The following is a 23,448-nucleotide window of genomic DNA, read 5'->3' on the forward strand; positions in this document are numbered from 1 at the left end:
CACACTGCGAAATGTTGCTCCGAAAATCGCAGTGTGGTTACGCTCGCGAAACCCTCAGACGCCGGCGCGCACTTCCTGTGCGGCGGCAACCATGTTCTTCAGCGACGCGCTCACCTCTTCGGGGTTGCGGGTCTTCAAACCGCAGTCGGGGTTGACCCACAGTCGCTCGGCCGGCACCGCGCGCAGCGCCGCGCGCAGCGACTCCGCCATCTCACCGGTACTCGGCACCCGCGGCGAGTGGATGTCGTAAACGCCCGGACCGACGCTGTTGGAGAAGCCGATCGAGTTCAGATCGTCCAGCACCTCCATGTGCGAGCGCGCAGCCTCGATGGACGTCACGTCGGCGTCCAGGTCGGCGATGGCGCCGATCACCTCACCGAATTCCGAGTAGCACAGGTGAGTGTGGATCTGCGTTGAGTCCGCGACGCCTGAGGTAGCCAAGCGGAAAGACCCTACGGCCCAACGCAAGTAATCCTCCTGATCGGCCCGGCGCAGCGGCAGCAGCTCACGCAGCGCGGGCTCGTCGACCTGGATGACCGCAATCCCGGCAGCCTGCAGGTCCACGGTTTCGTCGCGGATGGCCAGCGCCACCTGATTGGCGGTGTCGGCCAGCGGCTGGTCGTCCCGAACGAACGACCACGCCAGGATCGTCACCGGCCCGGTCAGCATGCCCTTGACCGGCTTGTCGGTCAGCGACTGCGCATACTTGGCCCACTCCACCGTCATCGGGTGCCGGCGGATCACGTCGCCGAAGAGCACCGGCGGGCGCACGCAGCGGCTGCCGTAGGACTGCACCCAGCCGTTCTTGGTGGCGAAGAAGCCGTCCAGCTGCTCGGCGAAGTACTGCACCATGTCGTTGCGCTCCGGCTCACCGTGGACCAGCACGTCAATCCCGAGGCTCTCTTGCAACTTGATGACGTCCGCGATCTCTTGCTTCATCCGCTTCTCGTACTCACCCTCGTCGATCTCGCCGGCGACCAGTGCGGCGCGCGCCTTGCGGATTTCGACGGTCTGCGGGAAAGACCCGATGGTGGTGGTTGGCAGCGGCGGCAGATGCAGCCGCGCCTCCTGGCTGGCGCGGCGTCGGGCCGCGTCACCCCGGTGCGTACCCGACGCGACGATCGCGTCGATGCGTGCCCGCAGATCGTCGTTGTGCAGGCGTGGGTCGCTCTTGCGGGACGCCGCCGCGGCGTTTGATGCCGCGATCTCATCGGCGACCGCGTCGCGACCCTCGTTCAAGGCGCGGGCGAGCGTCACCACCTCGGCGACCTTCTCCTGCCCGAACGCCAGCCAGCTGCGCAGCGCATCGTCCAGGCCCGTCTCGGGCTCCAGCGAGTAGGGCACGTGCAGGGTGGAGCAGGACGTCGAAACCGCGACGTGGGCCGCCGAACCCTGCAGCGTCACCAGCTTGCTCAGCGCTGCCTCGAGGTCGGTGCGCCAGATGTTGCGCCCGTCGACCACACCGGCCACCAGGATCTTGTTGCCGAGCTCGGGTACCGCCGCGACCGCGGTGTCGGCACCGTAAACCAGGTCGACGCCGACCGCCTCGACGGGCGTGCGGGCCAGGGCGCCCAACGAATCGCCGGGGTCACCGAAGTAGGTGGCCACGTAGATCGCGGGACGGTTGCTCACCGAACCCAGCTTGTTGTAGACCGCCTCGGCCAACGCCGGCGCGTCGGGGGAGATGTCGGTGACCAGCGCGGGCTCGTCGATCTGCACCCATTGCGCGCCGTGGTCGGCCAGCAACGACAGCAATTCGGAATAGATCGGCACCAGCTCCTGCAGCCGCTCGATCGGCGCGCCGCCACCGTTGACAGCCTTGCTCAGCAACAGGAAGGTAACCGGCCCGATGACCACGGGCCGCGCCGGAATTCCTTGTTCCAGAGCTTCTTTCAGCTCGGAGAGCACCTTGTCCGGGTTCAGCGTGAACTTCGTCGCGGCCTCGATCTCGGGAACGATGTAGTGGTAGTTGGTGTCGAACCACTTGGTCATCTCCAGCGGCGCGACGTCCTTATTACCGCGTGCCGCGGCGAAGTAGCGGTCCAGGTCGTCGGGGACCTGCGCGGCCCGGGACGGCAACGCGCCCAACATGACCGCGGTGTCGAGCACCTGGTCGTAGTAGGAGAAGGTGTTCACCGGTACCGAGTCGAGACCGGCGTCAGCCAGATTCTTCCAGGTGTCGCGGCGCAGGGTGACCGCGACGTCTTCGAGTTCCGCGCGGCTGGTACGTCCTTTCCAGTAGCCCTCGGTGGCGCGCTTGAGTTCGCGCTTCGGGCCGATGCGTGGCGAGCCGACAACCGTTGCGGTGAATGCTTGAGGGGTCACGATATTCGTCCTTCAATCAGCGTGATGGTCACCGCCGGTGGACGTGCAGCTGATCCGTTAGCGGCGTGTACCCAGATACCACCGCAACGGCTGCAGCCTAACGCCCATTCCTCGAGGCGATGAGCCGCCGGACGCGGCGCGCCCGGCACAGCTGGCAGGTCTCCGGACTCGCAGGCGTGCACCGGCTGGTGCTCCGCCCGGCCGACGATGCGGCCCGAAAACGGGCCGCTGAGGAGCCGGGCAGGTTTACTAGTGGCCGTCGCTTCCCAGTCTTGCGACCAGTGCTTGCCAAAAACTCTGACGGCGGTCGTTCCTGCATACCGTTGCGGGACAGTCCCGGATTCTCACCGGGTTCCCTCTTACGAAGCGTCACTAACATTGCCTCGCTCGATGCCCGCGCCGCGGTTGCGGCGCAAGCAGACCAGCTGCAAGGCGTAGCTTAGTCAACCGCGCGATGACGATGAGTTTCGGCCCGGTTCCCCGGATTCCCGGATTACGAAGCCTCTTTGGACACCACCGGTAGCGATGATGTCACCGGGGGGCTACGTCATCGATTCGGTCGTCAGCGAAGACCTCAGAAATAACGGCGGACGAGTGCTTGGGTCGGACAGCCTCTTCCAGAAGATCGGCGGCGCTGGCAACGCTCTGGGCGGGCGTGGTCATCTGTGCCGCGACCTCACGGGCTCGACGCATACATTCCGGAGTGAGGATGCAACGCAGGTCCGCGACCAGTGATGCCAGGGTGCTTTCCGAAAAAGCCCGACCGCGGCCCACTTCCAGCCGTTCGACCGTCGCCGCCCACAGCGGTTGATCATGGACCATGAACCAGAGGATCAACGTGGGCACTCCGGCCCGCAGACCGGCAGCCGTGGTGCCTGAACCACCGTGGTGGACCACCGCGCGACAGGTCGGAAAGATGGCCGTGTGATTCACCGCATCCACGACCTTGACGTGCTCGTCATGGGGGACGCCGGCGAAATCACTCCAGCCGGCGCAGACCAACGCCCGCTCGCCCAACTGCGCGCAGGCAGCGCTGATCGTGGCGATCATCTCAGCCGGAGATTCGATCGACATGCTGCCAAACCCGAAGTAGATAGGCGGGGTGCCCGCAGCAATCCAGGCCAAAGCCTCGTCGTCGGCATCCGTCGACGACTCCAGTGTCAGCGCGCCGATGAAGGGCCATCGCCCACGCTGTTCCGCCCACTCCGTTGCGACTTCGGGGAAACAGAGCCCGTCGTAGGCATGGAGTTCCAGCGCTTCAGAGGATCCTGTTGTCTCTGGCAGACCCACCGCCCGGCGTAGGGCGTCTTCAGCGCCCTTGGTGGTGTGGCCGAGTATGCCACCCAAGCGGGGCGGTTCTTGGGGGAAGAAGGTCAGCACGGCCAGCGGAATGTCGTGATACTCCGCGACGATGGCGGCGCGGCCCTGCCCGGCTTTGTTCACGACCAGCAGGTCGGCCCCTGTTGCCAGCGCCATCAGCGTGGTGCACCACTCCGCCCAGGCGCGGGCGACATGCTCCATCATTTCGGTCATCACATCCGGTGGAATCCCGCCGTCCGCGTTGCGAATGAAATCCCCGTAGCCCGGCCACGGCGTGCTCTCCCACGCAACCACGTCAAGCCCCGCCGACTCCACGAAGGCACACATGTGAGGCGGCACAGCCATGCACACGTCGTGACCTCGGCGCAGCAGTTCCCGCCCGATGGCGGCGGCAGGTTCGATGTCGCCACGAGTTCCATGGACCGCGAGCAGAACTTTCATCACAACCTGACTTCGAGGTGATGTCGACTGAGACGTGATGTCATTGAACGGCCTCAGACTAGCTCGTGACGTCGGCGTCAGCCCGACTCAACGCCATAGGCCAGCTGCGCTGTGAAACGTACTCGGCTGCCTGCCGCGCTCAGCCCGACAGTGCCTGGGCGATAGGGACGTCGCCGTTGTTGAATTCGATCGTCCGCCGGATGGTGGCATCTTCTGCCAGTGCGGCCGCGATGACGAGTGCGACGTCCGCACGCGAGACTTCGCGCATTTCCCCGTCGATCTCGATTCGTCCGGTCGCGGGCTCGAAGGTGAGCCGGCTGGGTCCGAGCACCGTCCAGTCCAGGTCGCTGGCGCGCAGGTGGGCGTCCGCCGCCGCCTTGGACTCCGCGTAGGCGAAGAACGGATCATCTTGCGGCACACCATGATCCGGGCCTGCGCCGAAGTAGGACACCATGACGAACCGCTTGACGCCCGCCTGCCCGGCAGCGTCGATGATTCGGATAGCGGCGTCCCGGTCGACTGCATAGGTCCGCTCCGGATTGCCACCCCCCGCCCCCGCGGAGAAGACGACCGCGTCGTGCCCGGTCACCAAATCGGCCAGCGCGTCGGTGTCGAGCCGCTCGATGTCGGCCACCACCGGCTTGGCGCCGGTGGCAGCGACATCGTCGGATTGATCGGGATTGCGGAAGACCGAGCTCACCTCGTCGCCGCGTTCGCTCAGAATCCGGGAGAGCTGCAGTGCGACCTTGCCGTGCCCGCCGAAGACAATGATGCGTGCCATGCCTTCGACGGTAGCGCGGTCAGAGCTTGACCTTCCCCATGATCAGGTCGATCAGGGGCTTGCCCGGCGCGTAGGAGCCGGTGATCGACGCCATCGTGTGCCCTGTGTCCACCAGCAGGGTGACGCCGCTGACGCCGGAGGCGGCCTCGCTGTTGAGGAATGCCATCACGTCGCCCATCTGCTCGGGCGTGTGGACCTTGGAGCCGGTTTCGTCGCGGTAGTCCTGCGCGAAGGACAACCACAGGTCCGCATTGGCCTGGGCCAGCGGGGTGTCGGTCGGGCCCGGGCAGATCGCGTTGATGCGAATGCCTTTCTTCAGCAGCGGGTAGCCCTGGTTGGCCACATAGGTGTTGATGATCTTCTTGCTGGTGCCGTAGTGAATGATGCCCTCGGCCTCGTGCGCCTCCGACCACGCCACGGCCGCCGCATAGTCCGGGGTGGCCAGGAATTCATTGATCAGGTCCAGGTCGTTCTCCCAGCCCATGCCGGCGACCGAGGAGATGAAGCAGATTGCCGAGCCGTTGGGCAGCTGGTTCTTTTCCAGCAGCCGGTCGATGAGGTGGCGGTGGCCGATGAAGTTGATCTTCAACAGGTCGGTCGTGCCGTCGGCCACCCCGGCGGCCGAGAACAACGCGTGGATGGGCCCGCCGATCTGCTCGAGCGCGGCGTCGATCGAGGCGGGGTCGCGCAGGTCGACGTGCACGGACTGCGCAACGTCGTAGTCCACCGGCGCGTAATCCAGCACGATGACCTCAGCACCGAGTTCCGCGGCCGACTTGGCCGCCGCCGCGCCCATTCCGGTCGCGCCGCCGACAACAAGGGCGCGCTTTCCGTCGTAGCGCAAGCGATCGACAATAGACATGGAAATCTCCTTCTCATTAACCGCCAACGCGATTCTACGTGCCCAACTGTATGGGTAACAGTTATTTGGTTCAATACCGGGGCGGCTGATTGAGGTTTACTTGCCGCGGACGGCGACGCCCCGCAGGACGGTGTCGCGGGCGTGCACCAGGCTCGCACGGGTGCCGATGTCTTGAAGGATGTTCTCCGGTATCCACTGCAGCCCGATGACGCAGCGGGCCAACATCGCGGTGGACGGTGCGTCGACGCTTATTTCGCCCGACCGGATGCCCTCGGATAGAAGCGTTTTCATCTGCCGCAGCCGCGCGGCATAGAGCCAGCCCGGGTTGGGCGTGTCCGGTGGCGATTGGCGCATCCAGGCCAGCTGGATCCTGAACTCGTCGGAAAACCGATCGAGCGCGTTGACGTTGACCCAGCTCAACGCATCCAACTTTTCGATCGGTGTGGCATCAGAGCGCAGGACGCTGACCCAGCCCGCCTCGACCTTCCTGCCGAAGGATTCCATGATCGATGCGAGGAGTTCGTCCTTAGATCCGATCACGCGATACACCGTTCCGGTGCCAAGGCCGGCCGCCGAGGCGATGTCCCTGATGGTGGTGACTTCGTATCCTTTGCGGCCGAATTCGGCCCGTGCGATCGCGCGCACCGCCGCCGCCTTATCGCTCGGGTCCGCATCGCTGTCGTCCGACCATGTCGCGATGACGTCACTGGCGGCGGTGAACGCTTTCGACCGGTCTAGCGCCGAGTCGGTAGGGGGCCGAGTTGCCAAGCCGTGCAAGATGATTTGGCACAGCAGTCGGGCCACCTGGTCTGCGGCGGATTTGTGGCGCATGACATCGAGCCCGACCTGCAGCATGGTCTGGCATATCCGGTCGGCCAGCGTGGGCAGGTCGATATCGGGTTTGATGTAACCGCTCCACCGGGCGGCACGCAGCGTCTGCAGCATCGCCTCCTGGATCGCGACAGGCCGTTGCCGCGTCAGCTCGATCAGTTCAGGATCCGTACTCGGCCCCTCATAGAACGACATCTGCAACGCGGCGCGGTGCTCGACGGCGCAGTCGGCGATCGCCGAGCCGAGCGCGATGATCTGTTCGGCGATCGGGCGTGAGTCGGGTTCGTCCAGTCTCGCCTGTGCGGCCCGGCCGATGCGCTCCAGGTCGTCCTGGTAACGGCGGATCAACTCGACCAGGATGGCCTCTTTGGACTCGAAATGGTGATACAGGCTGCCGGGAAGAATGCCTGCGGCATCGGCGATCTCCTGCAGCGACGTCCGCAACCCCGAGGAGGCGATCAATGACGCGGCGGTGGCCAGAATCTCGGCGCGGCGCGTCGGAGAATCAGCTGAGCTGCTGGCCCGCGGCGACCTGGCCTTCGCCATGATTAGCGGTGTGCAAATCGGGACGACTGCGGGCTGGCGAACATTCGCATTCGTCCTTCCTTGCCGAACCAATTCTTTGTTGAAGGTTATCAAACCCGGCGCGATGAATGCCCTGCACAAAACCATGCCTGGGCATTCGACCCGTGCGCGGCCATCACCGGCGACCTCTGTTGGCAAGGCGCGCACCGAGTTCGGTGAGATACCGGTCGGGACCGCCGAGGAAAGCGCTCCAGCTCAGCAGGCGTTTGAGATAGAGGTGGGCATCGTGCTCCCAGGTGTAGCCGATCCCACCGAACACCTGGATCGCGGTGTCGGCCACGGTGGCCAGTCGCCCCGCGAACGCCTTCACCCGCATCGCGGCAAGATGGCGCTCCTCGCCGGATTGGCCGTCGGCTCCCGGGAACGCGTCGCTGGCCCACAGCGCGTGGATCACACCGCTGCGGGCCAGCTCGACCGTCTCGAACATGTCCACGCACAGGTGCTGGATGGCCTGGAAGGAGCCGATCGGCTGGCCGAATTGTGTTCTGCTTTTCGCGTATTCGACGGCGAGGCCCATGATGGCGCGGGCGGCGCCGAGCGCGTCGGCCGCGGTGGCGATCAGCACGTCGTCGATCACCGCCGCCAGGTGGTCCGCGGGCGCCGAGGCCAGTCGCTGCGTGGGTACGGCGTCGAACGTGACGCGGAACTGCTTGCGGGTCTGGTCGATGCCGTGCTCGGGCGCGACCGACAACCCGGACGAGCCGGCCCGCACCGCGAAAAGCGCGCTGCCGTCGTCGTCTTCGGCGACCACGAGCAGAACATCGGCGGCCGCGGCGTCGGGCACCGCGGCGATCTCGCCGCGCAGCACGATCGCGTCATCGCGTCGGCTCGCGGCGATCGAGGCGTTCGGCGAATCGGGGAAGCAGACGGTGGCCACCGTGGTGCCGTCGGCGATGCCGCGCAACAACTTCGGTGCGATGTCGTTATCCCCGAGCCGGGTCAGCACCCGCGCGGCGGCCACCGCGGTCGACAACCACGGCCCCGGATGCAGCGCGGCGCCCAGCTCTTCGGCGACGATGCCGGCCTCGACCATCGTCATGCCGGCGCCGCCGTACTCCTCCGGCACCAGCAGGCCGGTGGTTCCGAGATCGGCGAGACCGCGCCAGACCGCCTCGTCCGTTCCGGCCGGATCATCGAGCAGCACGCGCACATGCTGCGAAATCGGTGCCTTCTCAGCGAGGAAGCGCCGTGTGGTGTCGCGCAGCGCCACCTGTTCGTCGGTGAGTTCGAGGTTCATTTGCGCGGCAGCCCCAGCACTCGTTGCGCGGTGATGTTCTTGTTGATCTGCGTGGTACCGCCCGCGATGGTCAGGGACCGCGACGTCAGGCGGTAGTTCGCCCACGGCGCACCGGCACCCCGGGTGCCGAGAGCGTCGAAGGCCAGTGCGGCGAGGTCCTGTCCGATCTCGCCCCACACGGTCTTGGCGAGGCTGGCGGACCCCAACGCTACGATTTCTGGGCCGCCGTGCAGCGTCGCCGAGATCGAACGCTGACACAGGACCTCGAGATACTTGATGCGAACCGCGATTTCGCCGAGGCGCCGCAGCGTCACCGGATCGTCCAGCGCGCCGGTGCCGGCCGCGGCGAGATCGTTGACCAGCTCCTCGAGCCGCACCTGCATCTCCGCGTACAGCCTGGCGGCCCCGGCGCGCTCGTGGCTGAGCGTGGTGGTGGCCACCTGCCAGCCCGCGTTGAGCGGACCGAGCAACGCGTCCGCGGGAACCCGCACGTTGTGGAAGAAGACCTCGGCGAAGTCGGCGTCACCGTTGAGCGTGACCAGCGGGCGGACCTCGATGCCCGGCAGCGTCATGTCGACGATCAGGCAGGAGATCCCCTTGTGCTTGGGCGCCTCGGGATCGGTGCGCACGTAGAGCTGACACCAGTCGGCCCGGTGCCCCAGCGAGGTCCAGATCTTCTGGCCGTTGACGACGAAGTCTCCATCTTCAGAGCCGTCTCGCACGGCGCGGGTGCGCAGCGCCGCGAGATCGGACCCCGCTTCGGGCTCCGACATGCCCTGGCACCAGATGTCGTCGGCGCGCATCATGCGGGGGAGCAGCGTGATCTTCTGCGACTCGGTGCCGTATTGCATGATGGCCGGGGCGATGTTGTTGAGCCCAATCACGTTGAGCGGCATCGGAGCTCGGGCGCGCGTGGTCTCTTCGGTGTAGACCAGCTGCTCGAGCACCGTTGCGCCGCGCCCACCGTATTCGGGTGGCCACGACACCGCGGCCCATCCCGCGTCGGCCATTGTCGCGTTCCACGCGCGCAACATCTCGAACCCGGCGTCGTCGCGGCCGGTGGGCCGGCGTGCCGCCACCAGCTCGTCGGTCAGGTTCTGCGAGAGCCAGTCACGCAGCTCGCTGCGGAACCGTTCAACTTCCGTCGGGTATGAAAAGTCCACGTTCCTCTGTCTTCAGCGTCGTAATGCCCTGACCAAGCCGGACTCTACGGTTGGGCGGATATCTGGTCAACGATGTCGGCGGGCATGCGCGACGCCGTGAGTGGCCGGTCGTATGAGGCGTCCGTCCTGTCGTGGCGGGGCGTGCGGGTTCCGGGCACCATGGCGATGGCTTCGTCGGTGAGCAGCGATTGCGATTCGTTGATGAACTCCACCAGGCAGACGCGATCGACGATGGCCCAACGCCCGTCGCGCCGCTCCAGGCGATCCACGTAACGACCGCCGGAGACCGTCATGTGGTTCGCCGGTTCACGGTCGGTCCCGACGAACAGGTAGTAGGTCTCGGCGTGGGCCTCGTCGCCGTCGATGTCGGCGGTGTGGTTCAGCAGATAGTGCTGATATCGCGTCTGGCTGCCGTGATACGCGAGCGCCCAGTCGATGAAATCGTCTACCTGGCCGACGAATCCGACGTGGTCGTCGACGGCGCCGTCGTGGTAGGCGGACCGCAGCAATGCCCGATCCTGCCGGTCGATTCCGCGCGCGTAGCGCTGCATGCAGTCGTAGATCTCCGCGCGGTCGGTGAGATGCCGGACCTGGTCGCGCAATTCGCCGTCCACGTTCAGCTCCCTCGGGGTTCGGGGAATGCGACCTCAGCGTTGCCCGGCATCGGGCTGACGCCACGCCGCTCACACACTTCCAGCACCTCGTCGACGATCGACGCGGGCACGATGAACTTCTCCGTCGACGAAATCCGCTCGAGATGCGCCTCGATGTCCTCGGCGGTGGGCCGGCTTTCGGCGTCGGCGAGCCAGCCTTCGGTGAGGCCGACGAACACCCGCGCGTAGCGGCCGGCGGCCGCGGAATAGTTGCGGTGGGTGAACGTGCAGGCGGTGCTGGCCAGAAACGTCACCAGCGGCACCACAAGCTCGGGCCGGATGGCTCGCATGAAGCCCGATTCGGCGAGGAACTTCTCGTCGCCGACGGTCTCGGTGACCATCCGCGAGAACCCGGTCGGCATAACGGAATTGGCCAATATGCCGTGCGCTTCGCCTTCGATGGCGATGACGTTCGTCAACCCGACCAACCCGGCCTTGGCCGCCGCGTAGTGCGCCTCCATCGGCTGGCCGAAGATCCCGGCGGAGGACGAGATGAACACGAATCGTCCGCCGTCGTTGTTCTTCATCACGCGATACGCGGGCTGGGACAGGTGAAAGCCGCCGTCGAGATGTACGCGCAGCATCCGCGTCCAGTCGTCGTGCGCGAGGTCCTCGAAGGGCACGCTGCCGAAGATGCCGGCGTTGCTGACGACGGCGTCGAGGCGCCCGAAGGTGTCCACGGCCGCATCGATGATCGCCTGGCCGCCGGCCGGGTTGTCCACGGAGTCGTATGAGGCGATCGCCCGACCGCCGGCCTGCCTGATCTCGTCGACCACCTCGTCGGCGACGCCTCTGTCGGAACCGTCGCCGCGCATCGAGCCGCCGAGATCGTTGACCACCACGGCGGCGCCGCGGCGCGCCAGGTCCAGCGCGTACAGCCGACCGAGTCCCCGACCGGCCCCGGTCACCACCGCCACCTGGCCGGTGAAGTCAATCATCGTGTGCTCCTGATTCATTGACTGCTGTGCAGCCGGACTTTACGGTGGAACAGATATTTGGTCAACAATACTGGAGGTTGAGGGTGGTGGACGGCGACGGTGCCGACCGACTGCAGGCCCTGGGCATGCTCGCCTCCGCGCTCGCGGGCCGGGCCGTCGCGGTCGCCGGGTTGCCACCGGGTGAACCGGCATGGACCGACGGCCAGATCATCTACGTCGATGGCGCCGCGGGCCTGCTCGCGCAACTGAACGCCGTAGCCGTGCAGGCGTCGATGATCGCCGCCGGCAGCCTGGAACCCGATGTGGTGGGCGCGATGGTTCGCCGCCGCAGGCTGACCAAGCGTTATCTCTCGGTCGAAGGCCACCGCGCACTGGTCGCCAACGCCCCTTTGCTACCAAGTGTTCTGGCGTCGCTGGGTGACCGTGCTATCGCGGCTCGCAGCGACTCACCTGAGGAGTCGCTCGCCATTGCCGCCGCACGGGTGACGCTCGAGGACCCGGCACCGGACTTCGGCGTCATCCGCGCGGCGAAGGTGGTAGCCGCCTGCGCCCGGACGGCGAAACAAGACGAAGAGGCGAAGCCGGAGCATATGCCGCGGCGCCACGGCGCAACGGAACTCGAGGAGCTCGACGACGGCGAGGTGGACGACTCCGATGACCCGGACCTGTTCACCAGCCCCGTCGGCGGGGGTGGATTCATCGGCAAATGGCTGAAGAAGATGCTGTCCTCCGCGCGCAAGACCGGCAGTGGCGGCGGCCCGCCTGGCGTGGACAACCCGACCCACCGCACGAAATCCGGCAAGCGCGGTGTCTACGCCGTCGCGTCGCTGGCGTCGACCTCCGGTGACGACGACGCGGACGCCGAGCACGATGCGCAAACCGCCGCGGACGGTGTGCGGTATCCGGAATGGGACGTCGCGCGCAAGAGTTACCGTCCGGCATGGTGCACGGTGCGTGAGGTCGAGCCGCAGATCAAGGCCACCTCTTTCGGGGCGGCCTGGCCACTCGACGACGCCATCGGCGTGCGGCGGCCGCTGTCGCGGCTCGGTATGGGCCTGCACCGTCGGCACCGGCAGTCGCAGGGCGACGACATCGACATCGACGCGGCCGTCGAGGCTCGGGTCGAGGTGCGGGCCGGATCGGTGCCCGACGAGGCCGTGTACCTCGACAGCCTGCGGCGCCGTCGCGACCTGTCGGTGTTGCTGCTGCTCGATGTGTCCGGCTCGTCGGGCGAACCCGGAACGGTCGGGCGCACGGTGCACGAACAACAGCGGGCGGCGGTGGCCAACCTGACCGTGGCGTTGCACGATCTGGGTGACCGCGTCGCGCTGTACGCGTATTACTCGCAGGGCCGTCGCGCGGTGAGCATGGTGCCGGTGAAGCGGTTCGACGACCAGCTGAACGCCCAGGTGATCCGGCGGCTCAACAGCCTGGAACCGGGCGCGTATTCACGCCTGGGCGCGGCGATCCGGCACGGTTCGGCGACCCTGGAGGCGCGCGGCGGTACGTCACGACGGCTGTTGGTGGTGCTCTCCGATGGACTGGCCTACGACCACGGATACGAGCGGGCTTACGGTGCCGCCGACGCGCGCCGCGCGCTGACCGAGGCCCGCCGCCGGGGAACCGGCTGCGTGTGCCTGACGATCGGCGCGGGAACCGACGTGTCGTCGTTGCGCCGGGTGTTCGGCAGTACCGCGCACGCCACCATCGCGCGCCCCGAACAGCTCGCCGGCGTGATCGGACCGTTGTTCCGATCCGCCCTGCGTTCGGCGGAGGTTCGTCGCAGGATATCGGTGATGCCAAGTCCCAGAACACAGTTGGCGCGCGACCACGTCAACACCGCCCGTCAGAGCACTTGAAAACAAAGATCTGTTCCGGTTAGGCTCCAATCGGCGGGCAGAAGGGAAGCTATGGCCAACGAGTCCGGGCTTGCATACTTCAACGGCGGTCCGTCCGAAGCGGACGGGAAGGAAGAAGTGCGGCCCTACTACCAAGCGGTCGGCGGCGAAGAGGCCGTTTTCAAGGCGGCCTACCGCCAGGGCCTCGCGCTGGTCCTGAAGGGTCCGACCGGGTGCGGAAAGACCCGATTCGTCGAGGCGATGGCGTACGACCTGGGCCGGCCGCTGATCACCGTCGCCTGCCATGACGACCTCACCACCGCGGACCTGGTCGGCCGGTATCTGCTGCGCGGCGACGAGACCGTGTGGGTGGACGGCCCGCTGACCCATGCGGTGCGCGAGGGAGCGATCTGCTACCTCGACGAGGTGGTGGAGGCCCGGCAGGACACCACGGTGGTGCTGCATCCGCTTGCCGATCACCGGCGACAGCTGCCGATCGAGCGACTCGGCGTCACGCTGGACGCGGCGCCCGGATTCGGCCTGGTCGTCTCCTACAACCCCGGCTATCAGAGCGTGTTGAAGGACCTCAAGGATTCGACACGGCAGCGGATGGTGGCAATCGAATTCGATTTCCCCGCAGCCGATATCGAAGAGGGCATCGTCGCGCACGAGGCCGGCGTGGACGGGTCCACCGCGGCGGAGCTGGTCCGTTTCGGGCAGGCCATCCGCCGGCTGGAGACCGGCGGGCTGCGTGAGGTCGCGTCGACGCGGGTGCTGATCGCCGCCGGCAGGCTGGTCGCCGAGGGCCTGAGCATGCGTGAGGCGGCCCGTGCCGCGATCGCCGGCCCGCTGACCGACGATGTCGCGGTGGGCAAGGCGCTGGGCGAAATGATCGAAATTTACCTGGCGCCGGACGGGTCCGGCGGCTCCGATGATTGACGCTGCATACCGGCCCCGCTAGGGTCTGAACAAATATTAGGTTTTTGATCGGCGCGCGAAAATCTAGACAGCTGGGAGGTCGGATGTCCTACGAGAGCAGCGCAGAGCCGATCAAGGTCGGCTATCTGATGGACTTCAAGCTCCCCCCGGGATTCCCCGAGGAGCTGTTCGCTTCCTTCACCCAGACGTTCGACCTGATCTTCGAAGAGGCGGTCGCCCAGGGCCTGATGGACCGGCCCGTGCAGATGATCTATCGAGAGGTGGAGGGCCTGCCCAAGGGTTCGGTCAAGGCGGTGATCGATGCGTATGGCGAACTGGTCGACGAGGGCTGCCTCGTCGTCTTCGGTCCGAACATCACCGACAACTGCGTGCCGTTACGAGAAGCGATCGAGGAACGGTTCAAGGTGCCCGCGATCAGCGTGACCGGCACCGACGACTGGCTGGGCGAGTGGACGTTCTCCTTCCCTCAGGGATCGATGACCGACGAGCCGATCTTTCTGGCGGACCTCATCGCCAAACGCCGACTCGCCGAGATCGGGGTTCTGGTCGAGCAGAGCCTGATTGGCGAGAGCTACCTGAAAAACCTCCGAAGTGCGTGCCGGCGCAAAGGCATTCGCATCGTCGCCGAGGTGTCGATCGCCCAGACGGCCCAGGACATCAACGCCGCGGTCCAAACGCTTCATGAGGCGAAGGCTGAGGCGATCGTGCATCTGGGGTTCGGATTCGGAATCGTCTTCATCAATCCCGCGCTCGAGGCCCTCGGTTGGGATCCGCCCCGCTTCACCACCACCGCGTGGCAGAACGCCTGGGTCAACCCGATCATGTGGAACGCGTTCATGGGCTGGACCGGTGTCGACCAGTACGACGAGGCGAACCGGATCGGCCAGGACTTCCTCGACCGCTACGCCAAGAAGTACAACGGCAGTCGCCCCGAATTCTGCGTGACTGTAGTGAACCGCGACGTCGCCGCGACGCTGGTGCGCGCGTTCACCGACGCCCATCCGCTCAGTCCCCGTGGGGTCAAGGAGGCGCTGGAGCGGGTCAAGATGATGCCCGCGGCCTCGGGTGCCCCCGGCACCCGGGTGTCGTTCGGCAAGTGGACGCGCCGCGCATGGATGGGTGCCGGCTATCTGGTGGCGCGCACCCTCGACGCTGACGGTGTCAACTCGCACCTCGTCGATCGCTTCGGAGAGGAAGGCTGACCCGATGATTTCCAGGGAACAGCCCATATCGCCCGCCGCGCCGGAGGAACCGGCCGCCGCGCAGCGAAATGGCAAGCGCGGCTGGGGCGGTTGGATCGCCGGCGCCGCGCTGGCCGCCTTCGCGCTGTTCTTCATCGCCAATTCCCGCGTTGCTCTGGATCCTCGCGTCGCCAACCCGAACGTGCAGGGCCGGCCGCGCCCGGTGAGATTCACGTTCGGACTCGACTACATCACCTTTCTGGACTGGGCCACCGTCGTGGCGTTGATCGTCCTGTTGGTGGTCTTCATCCGGGGCTGGCGCCGCAATCCCGGCAGTCCGGTGATGTTGATGTTCTTGTGTACCACGCTGATCGTGTGGCAGGACCCGATCATGAACTGGTCGCCGTTCGCGGTCTACAACCCCGATCTCGTGCACTGGCCGGAATCCTGGCCGTTGGTGTCGTTGTCGCCGACGGTCGAACCGTTCGTGGTCTTCGGTTACGTGATGTTCTACTTCGGTCCCTACTTCCCGGCGGTCTGGTTGCTGCGCAAGCTGCAGGCAAAGTACGGGCCCACAAGTTATGTGTCGCGGCATCCCCTGATCAGCCTGGGGCTGATCACCCTGGTGATCGGGTTCGTTTTCGATGCCTTCCTGGAAAACATCCTGATCCATTGGGGCATGTACATCTACTCGCAGGTGATCCCATGGGGATCGGTGTTCACTGGCACCACCTTCCAGTTCCCGCTGATCTGGGAGTCGTTCTCGGTGTGCTTCGTGATGGTGCCCGCCGCGATCCTCTGCTACCGGGACGACACCGGTAAGTCGGTGGCGGAAAAGCTTGCCGCAAAAGCGAAGTTGTTCCCGTCGCGACCGGTGCTGGGCACGTTCCTGGTGATGTTCGTCATCATCAACGTGTCCTACTTCGCCTACGGTGGCTGGTTCTGGGCCATCAAGGTCAGCCATGCCGCCACCTCGGTGGCGTGCCCGTGGCCGTATCCTGAGGCGAAAGTGTATGACCCCCAAGGGTATTACGAGAAGGCGGGCGCTCAGGGGCCGTACTCGGTCGGCATCTGGTCCACTTGGGCGAGCGGGGAGCCCAACGGGCGGCCCCACGTCGATCCTCCGCCGCCCGGTGAGGGTGCGTGCGCTGTCCAGGATCACAAGGCGGCCCAGCATGGCTGAGCCGCGCGCGGTCGTCATCACCGGCGCGTCCCGCGGACTGGGCTTCGCCTCGGCGGTGCGGATGTACCGGGAGGGGTGGCGCGTGGTCGCGGCCATGCGCACCCCCGACGAGGGAATGCCGCTGCTGCGCGCGGCTACCGGTGCCGCCATCGACGACGAACGGCTGATCGGCACTCAACTCGACCTGACCGACAGCGCGTCGATCGCCGCGGCGGCCAAGACAATCGAAGAAGCCGTGGGAGCACCGTACGCACTTGTGCACAACGCCGGTATCTCCGCCGCCGGAATGGTGGAGGAGACCGACATGGCGTTGTGGCAGCGCATGCTGGCCACCAGCGTCCTGGGCCCCGTCACGCTCACCCAGGCCCTGCTGCCGTCGATGCGGGCGGCGGGCCAGGGCAGAATCGTCCTGGTGTCCAGCGCGGCCGGGGTGCGCGGCCAGCCCGCCACCGCGCCGTACTCGGCGGCCAAGGGGGCGCTGGAGCGCTGGGGGGAATCGATGGCGTGCGAGATCGCGCCGTTCGGTCTCGGCGTCACCGTTCTGGTGGCCGGCACGTATGACACCGAGATCATCACCGACGCCGGCACCATCGATGACCGCAACTTCGGCGGCCCATACGCCCGGCTACACACCACCATGAACAGTCGCGGGCGCTTCGCGATGAAATTGGCGCGGCCACCCGAGCGGTTCACCGACGGCCTGCTCAAGGCGATCGATGACCGGGGGGCATTCCGCCGCCGTGGCATCGGTCCGGACGCATCGATGCTGTTGGTGGCCAACAGGATCCTGCCGGCATCGGGCATGCACCACCTGTCGCGGATCGTGCTGGGCATACCGCGGCAGGGGTCGATGCGCGATGGAGCGTGGCCGTTGACGACAAGTCAAAAGGCGATGGTCTTCGTCGCCCGTGTTCTTCCGCAGCCGGTACTGCAGCGCTTGGCCGCGGTAGCCGGGCGGTTCTCGTCGCAGAAAGATGCGGCACCGCAAGGGGATTAAAGGGGCAATCATGGAACAACTTTTCGACGACCTAGCGGATTTCGGCGCCTTCGACGACGCGATATCCGGTGACGTGCGTGACCCGTACACCGAATTGGCGCGGCTGCGCCATGAAGAACCGGTGCAGCGACTCGAGACGTCGGGCGCGCTTCCGCACGAGGAAGGGCTGCCGATGTTCATCGTGTATCGCCACGAGGACATCCAGCAGATGCTGCGCGACAACGAGACGTTTTCGTCGTCGGCCGTCATCGCGGCGTTCGGGCCCGTGCTGGGTGAAGGCGTGATGCTCGGAATGGACGAGCCGATCCACGGCCGGCTGCGTTCATTGGTATCAAAGGCGTTCTCGCAGAAGTCATTGGCGCGCTGGCAAGACGAGTTGGTCGGCCGCGTGGCGAACAGTCTGATCGACAACTTTGCGCCCAACGGCAAGGCGGATCTGGTCAAGGAATTCACCTTCGACTACCCGAGCCAGATCATCGCGGGCCTGCTGGGCTTGCCGGAAAAGGATTACCCTCAGTTCCAGCGCTGGTCGATCTCGCTGCTGAGCTGGCTGATGAACCCCGAGCGCGGGCTCGCAGCGTCGGCCGCGCTGTGCGAATACTTCGAGCCGATCCTCGAAGCGCGTCGTCTCGAGCCCAAGGATGACCTGATCAGTGCGCTGGGCGCCGCCGAGATCGACGGCGAGAAGCTGACCAACGAGGAAATCTTCTCGTTCCTGCGACTGCTGCTGCCCGCCGGCGTGGAGACGACGTACCGCTCGCTGGGCAGCCTGTTGCTCGGGCTGCTGTCGAACCCCGACCAGCTCGACGCAATCCGGGCTGACCGTTCGTTGATCCCGCAGGCGATCGAAGAGGGGGTGCGCTGGGAACCTCCGCTGCTGACCATCACCCGGGTGGCCACCCGCGACACCGAACTCGGCGGCGTCAAGATTCCCGCCGGTGCGACGGTCATGCCGATGCTGGGGTCGGCGAATCGGCAGGAAGACCGCTACGAAGACCCTGACACCTTCGACATTTTCCGGCCGGCCAAGGCGAACCTGGGCTGGGGTCACGGCGTCCACGTCTGCCTGGGCATGCACCTGGCACGGCTGGAAATGCGCACCGCGATCAACCTGCTGCTGGACCGGCTGCCGAACCTTCGGCTGGACCCCGACGCGGACGACCCGCATATCCGCGGTCAGGTCTTCAGGTCACCGACGTCGGTTCCGGTGCTGTTCGACCCCCAATAACCAGCGCTGCAGCGGTTGCAGCTTGCCAATCGGCTAGTTTCGGGCAAGGCTCTCCGTAGCCCCTCAACGACCCGGAAGAGAGTGACAGATATGACTGAGGCTGTAAAGGTCCGCTTCGAGCCGAAGATGATGATCGACGGCAAGCTCGTTGACGGGCAGGCCGGCACCTTCACGAACATCAATCCGGCGACCGAGGAGCCGCTCGGCGAGGTCGCCGACGCCTCGAAGGAGGACATGCACCGGGCCATCGACGCCGCCCGGCGCGCCTTCGACGAGACCGACTGGTCGACCAACAAGGAGCTGCGCAAGCGCTGCCTGCTGCAGCTGCACGAGGCGATCGAATCCGAGATCGACGAGCTGCGCGAGGAGCTGATCCTCGAGGTCGGCTCGCCCCGGGCCATCACCTTCGGGCCGCAGCTGGACGCGCCGCTGGAGGACGGGCTGAAGTACCCCGCGCGGCTGATCGACGAGTACGCGTGGGAAACCGACCTCGGTGACAAGGTGATCAGCCTGACCGGCACCCTGACCACCCGCAAGGTCTGGCGGGAACCGGTGGGCGTGGTCGGCGCGATCGTGCCGTGGAACTTCCCATTCGAGGTCACGCTCAACAAGCTCGGCCAGGCGTTGGGCACCGGCAACACCGTGGTGCTCAAGCCCGCGCCCAACACGCCGTTCAACGCGACCCGGCTCGGTCGGCTGATCGCCGAAAAGACCGACATCCCGGCCGGCGTCGTCAACGTCGTCACCGCCTCCGATCACTTTGTCGGCGAAGAGCTCACGCTGTCGCCCAAGGTCGATCTGATTTCGTTCACCGGCTCCACGGTGGTCGGTAAGCGGATCATGGAGAAGGGCGCCGCGACGATGAAGCGGCTGTTCTTAGAGCTCGGCGGCAAGTCGGCCACCATCGTGCTGGAGGACGCCGACTTCGCGACGGCGTGCATGGTCGGCATCGCGCCGTGCATGCACGCCGGGCAGGGCTGCGCCAACCCCACCCGGCTGTTGCTGCCACGGTCCCGCTACGACGAGGGCGTCGAGATCCTTAAGAACATCTACGAGAACGTCACGTGCGGCGACCCGCAGGATCCCGCGACGCTGTGCGGCCCGGTGATCTCGCAACGTCAGCTCGAGCGGGTGACGGGCTACATCAAGAAGGGCGTCGAGGAAGGTGCCACCGCGCTGGTCGGCGGTCCGGACGCGCCGACCGGCTTCGACAAGGGATATTACGTCCGCCCTACACTTTTCACCAACGTCGACAACAAGATGACAATCGCGCAGGAAGAAATCTTCGGTCCGGTGCTGTCGGTCATCCCGTTCGAAGACGAGGAGGACGCGATCCGGATCGCCAACGACAGCGTGTACGGGTTGGCCGGCAACGTGTTTGCGGGTTCGCTCGAGCGCGCGCTGTCGGTGACCCGCCGGATCAGGGCCGGCTTCATGGGCGTCAACGGCGGTGCCCCGTACGGTGCCGACACACCGTTCGGTGGCTACAAGGAAAGCGGTGTGGGACGCCAGAACGGTGTCGCCGGGTTCGACCAGTACACCGAGATCAAGTCGGTCGCCTACCCCGCCGGCTAAGAATCACCCTTCGACGAGATTGCCGTCAGGGTCGCGGTTTTGGCAACGATCACGGCCATGGCGGCATTCTTGACGCGCTAACCGGGTGGCAGTGATGCATGATGTGGACCGCGAGTTTGTCTTCGCCGCCGTGGGCGACGAGCGGCATCGAATCGCGGACCTGCTGGACGGGTTGGACGCCGCGCAGTTGGCGACGCCGAGCCTGTGCGCGGCATGGGATGTCAAGACAGTCGCGGCTCATGCGATCAGTACCGCTACCGACGGCACCCTCACATTCCTGTGGCTCGCCCTGCGCCGTGGGAGCATGGCTCGCGCGATCGACGAATTGGCCCGCCGTCGTGCCCAATTGCCGGCCGCCGAGATCGTAGCCGGCTTGCGTCAGTGTGCGGATCGCCGGATCGATCCGCCGCTATTTGGTCCGCTGGACCCGCTCGCGGATATTTTGGTGCACAGCGGCGACATCAGGATCCCTCTCGGGTTGCCCTTCCAACCCGACCCAAAGCGAACGGCGTTGGCCATGGACTTCCTCACCGGCTGGTGGCCGTTCGGGTTTGTACCACTTGGCCTGTTGCGTGGGATTAGCTTGCACGCCAATGACATTGGTAGCCAATGGGGCAATGGCGCAGAAATTCGAGGGCCGGTGGCTGCCCTGATGATGACCGTTGCCGGCCGCACCGCACTGGCGCACACGCTCGACGGGCCGGGCCTGCCACGACTTATTCAGCGACTATCCGGATAGAGCGGCGTTGAGGTCGCGCTGCTGCTAACCCGGCGGCAGTGGGCGTTTGAGTGTGCAGACGATGCTCCACTCGAAATAGTGGTCACCGCCCTTGTCGTATTCCTTGAATCGGTGGGCCACTTGGGTGCGTTGCACCGAGGAGCCCACGATTTCCCAGCCCTGCTCGCCGTAGGTCATCGTGAGGCGGTTCGCCTGTTCCAAGACCGTTTCCAGCGACTCGTGGGTGTGCGAGAGGAAGATGCTTTCCCATCGTTGGGGGTACCACGTGCCGTCTGACGCCAGCCACCAACCGGGCCCGGGTGCAGGAGTGCTCACATTCGGGGACCATATGCGCCCTCGACCCAACGGAAATGAACTGCGAGTGACGGACGCGGTACACACCGCCGAAGAACTGGCGTCACAGCGCTGATGGTGCGGTAGGTCCCGCGCCCAGCGGGAGATCGCGCGGACGCATCCGGGATCGCAAGCTTGACCTAATATTTGTTCAGCAATAGATTGGCAAAGAGAGGTTACGTCGCCCGGGCTGACGTTGGTGGGGGCGGCGGTTACCTGGATGCCTAGGAGTTCTGTTGAGCGAATTCGAATCGGTTGATTTCTTCACTGACGTGTCCCTGATTCCGGACCCGTACCCGTACTTCGATCATCTGCGCGCGCGCTGCCCGGTGCTGCCGCGACCCGACCAGGGCGTCGTGGCGGTAACAGGGCACCCAGAGGCGCTCGCCGTCTACAAAGATCCGGCGTTCTCGTCGTGTGTCTCGGTCGCCGGGCCGTTTTCGGGGTTGCCGTTCGAGCCCGAGGGTGACGACATCGGCAGCCTGATCGAACAACATCGCTCGCAGATCCCGATGAGCGAACACATCGTGACGCAGGATCCACCGGAGCATGCCCGGACGCGGGGCCTGCTCAGCCGCCTGCTGACACCCAAGCGGCTCAAGGAAAATGAAGATTTCATGTGGGGGCTCGCCGATCAACAGATCGACGAGTTCCTGTCCCACGGGACTTGTGAATTCCTCGACGACTACGCGCGGCCGTTCTCCGGGTTGGTGATCGCCGACCTCCTGGGAGTTCCCGTCGAGGATCACGAAGAGTTTCGGGATGTGTTCTCGGGCAAGTTCTCCGGTGGGGTCGAGGACGATTCAGTAACGCGCGCGCACAATCCGCTGGAATACCTCGACGACAAGTTCACCACTCACATCACCGAACGCCGCCGCCAGCCACGCGAAGATGTGCTGACCGAGCTGGCCCAGGCGAAGTACCCCGACGGCTCGACTCCCGAAGTCATCGACGTGGTCCGGCTGGCGACGTTCCTGTTCGCCGCCGGGCAGGAAACCACGACCAAGCTGCTCAGCTTCGGGGTCCGCGCGCTCGCCGAGAACCCGGAGTTGCAGAAGCTGCTCCGCGAAGACCGCAGCCGGATACCGAATTTCATCGAAGAGACGCTGCGCATGGAGAGTCCTGTCAAGTGCCACTTCCGGATGGCCCGCACGACGACCACGATCGGTGACACCGACATCCCGGCGGGCAGCACGGTGATGCTGCTGCCCGGCGCGAGCAACCGGGACGCACGAAAGTTCGAGCAGCCCGACGAGTTCCGCATCGACCGGCCGAACGTGCGCGAACATGTGGCCTTCGGGCGCGGCAACCACTCCTGCCCGGGCGCGCCGTTGGCCCGCGCGGAGGGGCGAATCTCGCTGAACCGCATACTCGACCGGATGGCGGACATCGCCATCAGGGAGGCCGAGCACGGGCCGCCCGACGCCCGCCGCTACACCTACGACCCGACGTGGCAGATGCGGGGCCTGAGTGAGTTGCACCTCGAATTCACGCCGATTTCGTGAGCGACCGCGGCATCGGCGGGTGGGACGCCGGGTTCACCCAGCGCTTGGTGGGGGCGGCAGAACCTTTGGCGCGGGCCTGGTTTCGTTTCGACGTGCGCGGGCTCGAATCGTTGCCGTCCGACGGTGGTGCCCTGATCGTCGGCAACCACTCGGGCGGCATGCTCACGCCGGACGTGCTGATCTTCGCCGCGGCCTTCTACCGCAGGTTCGGCTACCGGCGCCCGCTGTACACCCTCGGGCACGACGGGATGTTCGTCGGGCCGATGTCGGGCTGGCTGGGCCGCCTCGGGGTCATTCGCGCCACCCAGAAAAACACCGCGCAAGCGCTGCGGTCCGGCGGTGTGGTGCTGGTGTTTCCGGGCGGGATCTACGACGCCTACCGACCGACGCTGGCGGAGAACGTCATCGACTTCAACGGCCGGACCGGATACATCAGGTCGGCGATCGACGCACACGTGCCGATCGTGCCGATCGTCTCCATCGGTGGGCAGGAAAGCCAGTTGTTCCTCACGCGTGGAACATTTCTGGCGAAGCGGTTGGGCCTGTCGCGGTGGCGGTCCGACATCCTGCCCGTCACCTGGGGCCTACCCTTCGGGCTGAGCATCATCGTCCCGCCCAACCTACCGCTGCCGACCAAGATCGTCAGCCAAGTCCTGGAGCCGATCGACGTCGCCGCGCAATTCGGCAACACGCCAGAGGTCACGGACGTCGACGCATACGTGCGTTCGGCCATGCAGGACGCCCTGGACGAGCTGGCTCGCGAGCGACGCTTTCCCGTTCTCGGATAGCGCGGC

The 23,448-nt window shown here is 66.0% G+C and carries 20 protein-coding genes and 1 riboswitch; of the genes, 10 read left to right on the forward strand and 10 right to left on the reverse strand.

All coding sequences use genetic code 11. The features are described 5' to 3' along the window. Positions 1-54: 54 nt before the first annotated feature. The 9 genes from metE to ACIUM1_RS20895 form a co-directional block, all read right to left on the reverse strand. Positions 55-2,325 carry a 5-methyltetrahydropteroyltriglutamate--homocysteine S-methyltransferase gene (gene metE / locus ACIUM1_RS20855; RefSeq protein ID WP_406814458.1) on the reverse strand — a complete coding sequence of 757 codons (2,271 nt, stop codon included), beginning with the start codon at positions 2,323-2,325 and terminating at the stop codon, positions 55-57. A 135-nt stretch (positions 2,326-2,460) separates the two neighbouring features. Next, positions 2,461-2,717: riboswitch (cobalamin riboswitch) on the reverse strand. Positions 2,718-2,856: 139 nt separating this feature from the next. Next, entirely contained in the window at positions 2,857-4,086 is a 1,230-nt protein-coding gene (locus tag ACIUM1_RS20860; RefSeq protein WP_406814459.1) for a glycosyltransferase, read from the reverse strand. 139 nt (positions 4,087-4,225) lie between these two features. Further along, positions 4,226-4,867 (reverse strand): SDR family oxidoreductase, encoded by a 642-nt coding sequence (locus ACIUM1_RS20865; RefSeq protein WP_406814460.1) that lies wholly within the window; start codon positions 4,865-4,867, stop codon positions 4,226-4,228. A gap of 19 nt (positions 4,868-4,886) precedes the next feature. Further along, positions 4,887-5,729 carry an SDR family oxidoreductase gene (locus ACIUM1_RS20870; protein ID WP_406814461.1) on the reverse strand — a complete coding sequence of 281 codons (843 nt, stop codon included), beginning with the start codon at positions 5,727-5,729 and terminating at the stop codon, positions 4,887-4,889. Between the two features lie 96 nt (positions 5,730-5,825). Continuing rightward, positions 5,826-7,106 (reverse strand): TetR/AcrR family transcriptional regulator, encoded by a 1,281-nt coding sequence (locus ACIUM1_RS20875; protein WP_406814462.1) that lies wholly within the window; start codon positions 7,104-7,106, stop codon positions 5,826-5,828. A gap of 154 nt (positions 7,107-7,260) precedes the next feature. Next, positions 7,261-8,382: an acyl-CoA dehydrogenase family protein gene (locus tag ACIUM1_RS20880; RefSeq protein ID WP_406814463.1), complete on the reverse strand. Its 1,122-nt coding sequence runs from the start codon at positions 8,380-8,382 to the stop codon at positions 7,261-7,263. Further along, on the reverse strand, positions 8,379-9,545 hold the full coding sequence (locus ACIUM1_RS20885) for an acyl-CoA dehydrogenase family protein (protein WP_406814464.1): 1,167 nt from the start codon (positions 9,543-9,545) through the stop codon (positions 8,379-8,381). Before ACIUM1_RS20885 ends, ACIUM1_RS20880 begins: the two co-directional genes overlap by 4 nt. 44 nt (positions 9,546-9,589) lie before the next feature. After that, complete coding sequence (locus tag ACIUM1_RS20890) at positions 9,590-10,159, reverse strand: nuclear transport factor 2 family protein (protein ID WP_406814465.1); 570 nt, start codon at positions 10,157-10,159, stop codon at positions 9,590-9,592. A gap of 2 nt (positions 10,160-10,161) precedes the next feature. Next, positions 10,162-11,136, reverse strand: a complete 975-nt coding sequence (locus ACIUM1_RS20895; RefSeq protein WP_406814466.1) for an SDR family NAD(P)-dependent oxidoreductase — start codon at positions 11,134-11,136, stop codon at positions 10,162-10,164. A gap of 125 nt (positions 11,137-11,261) precedes the next feature. Here ACIUM1_RS20895 and ACIUM1_RS20900 point away from each other — a divergent pair, with 125 nt between their 5' ends. The 8 genes from ACIUM1_RS20900 (at position 11,262) to ACIUM1_RS20935 (ending at position 20,816) form a co-directional block, all read left to right on the forward strand. Continuing rightward, positions 11,262-12,995, forward strand: a complete 1,734-nt coding sequence (locus tag ACIUM1_RS20900; RefSeq protein WP_406817790.1) for a nitric oxide reductase activation protein NorD — start codon at positions 11,262-11,264, stop codon at positions 12,993-12,995. Positions 12,996-13,046: 51 nt separating this feature from the next. Further along, positions 13,047-13,913 carry a CbbQ/NirQ/NorQ/GpvN family protein gene (locus ACIUM1_RS20905; protein ID WP_406814467.1) on the forward strand — a complete coding sequence of 289 codons (867 nt, stop codon included), beginning with the start codon at positions 13,047-13,049 and terminating at the stop codon, positions 13,911-13,913. A gap of 83 nt (positions 13,914-13,996) precedes the next feature. Beyond that, a complete protein-coding gene (locus ACIUM1_RS20910) occupies positions 13,997-15,115 on the forward strand; it encodes an ABC transporter substrate-binding protein (protein WP_406814468.1) in 1,119 nt (372 codons plus the stop codon). 7 nt (positions 15,116-15,122) lie between these two features. Then, positions 15,123-16,277, forward strand: coding sequence for a spirocyclase AveC family protein (locus ACIUM1_RS20915; RefSeq protein WP_406817791.1), 1,155 nt, complete (start codon positions 15,123-15,125; stop codon positions 16,275-16,277). Next, positions 16,270-17,274 (forward strand): SDR family oxidoreductase, encoded by a 1,005-nt coding sequence (locus tag ACIUM1_RS20920; RefSeq protein ID WP_406814469.1) that lies wholly within the window; start codon positions 16,270-16,272, stop codon positions 17,272-17,274. The genes ACIUM1_RS20915 and ACIUM1_RS20920 overlap by 8 nt, the downstream gene beginning before the upstream one ends. A 10-nt stretch (positions 17,275-17,284) precedes the next feature. Continuing rightward, positions 17,285-18,502: a cytochrome P450 gene (locus ACIUM1_RS20925; protein ID WP_406814470.1), complete on the forward strand. Its 1,218-nt coding sequence runs from the start codon at positions 17,285-17,287 to the stop codon at positions 18,500-18,502. A 90-nt stretch (positions 18,503-18,592) separates the two neighbouring features. After that, the gene (locus tag ACIUM1_RS20930) at positions 18,593-20,077 is read left to right on the forward strand and encodes an aldehyde dehydrogenase family protein (RefSeq protein ID WP_406814471.1); all 1,485 of its coding nucleotides are present in this window, start codon (positions 18,593-18,595) and stop codon (positions 20,075-20,077) included. Between the two features lie 103 nt (positions 20,078-20,180). Then, complete coding sequence (locus ACIUM1_RS20935) at positions 20,181-20,816, forward strand: maleylpyruvate isomerase family mycothiol-dependent enzyme (protein ID WP_406817792.1); 636 nt, start codon at positions 20,181-20,183, stop codon at positions 20,814-20,816. A gap of 24 nt (positions 20,817-20,840) precedes the next feature. Here ACIUM1_RS20935 and ACIUM1_RS20940 read toward each other — a convergent pair whose 3' ends face one another. Next, complete coding sequence (locus ACIUM1_RS20940; protein ID WP_406814472.1) at positions 20,841-21,131, reverse strand: hypothetical protein; 291 nt, start codon at positions 21,129-21,131, stop codon at positions 20,841-20,843. Between the two features lie 254 nt (positions 21,132-21,385). On the opposite strand from ACIUM1_RS20940, the gene ACIUM1_RS20945 reads away from it, so the two are divergent. Together ACIUM1_RS20945 and ACIUM1_RS20950 are read left to right on the forward strand one after the other, a co-directional pair. After that, positions 21,386-22,654, forward strand: coding sequence for a cytochrome P450 (locus ACIUM1_RS20945; protein WP_406814473.1), 1,269 nt, complete (start codon positions 21,386-21,388; stop codon positions 22,652-22,654). Next, positions 22,651-23,442: a lysophospholipid acyltransferase family protein gene (locus ACIUM1_RS20950; protein WP_406814474.1), complete on the forward strand. Its 792-nt coding sequence runs from the start codon at positions 22,651-22,653 to the stop codon at positions 23,440-23,442. Before ACIUM1_RS20945 ends, ACIUM1_RS20950 begins: the two co-directional genes overlap by 4 nt. Positions 23,443-23,448 lie beyond the last annotated feature (6 nt).

The organism is Mycobacterium sp. M23085, from assembly GCF_045343915.1.
Lineage (GTDB): Bacteria > Actinomycetota > Actinomycetes > Mycobacteriales > Mycobacteriaceae > Mycobacterium.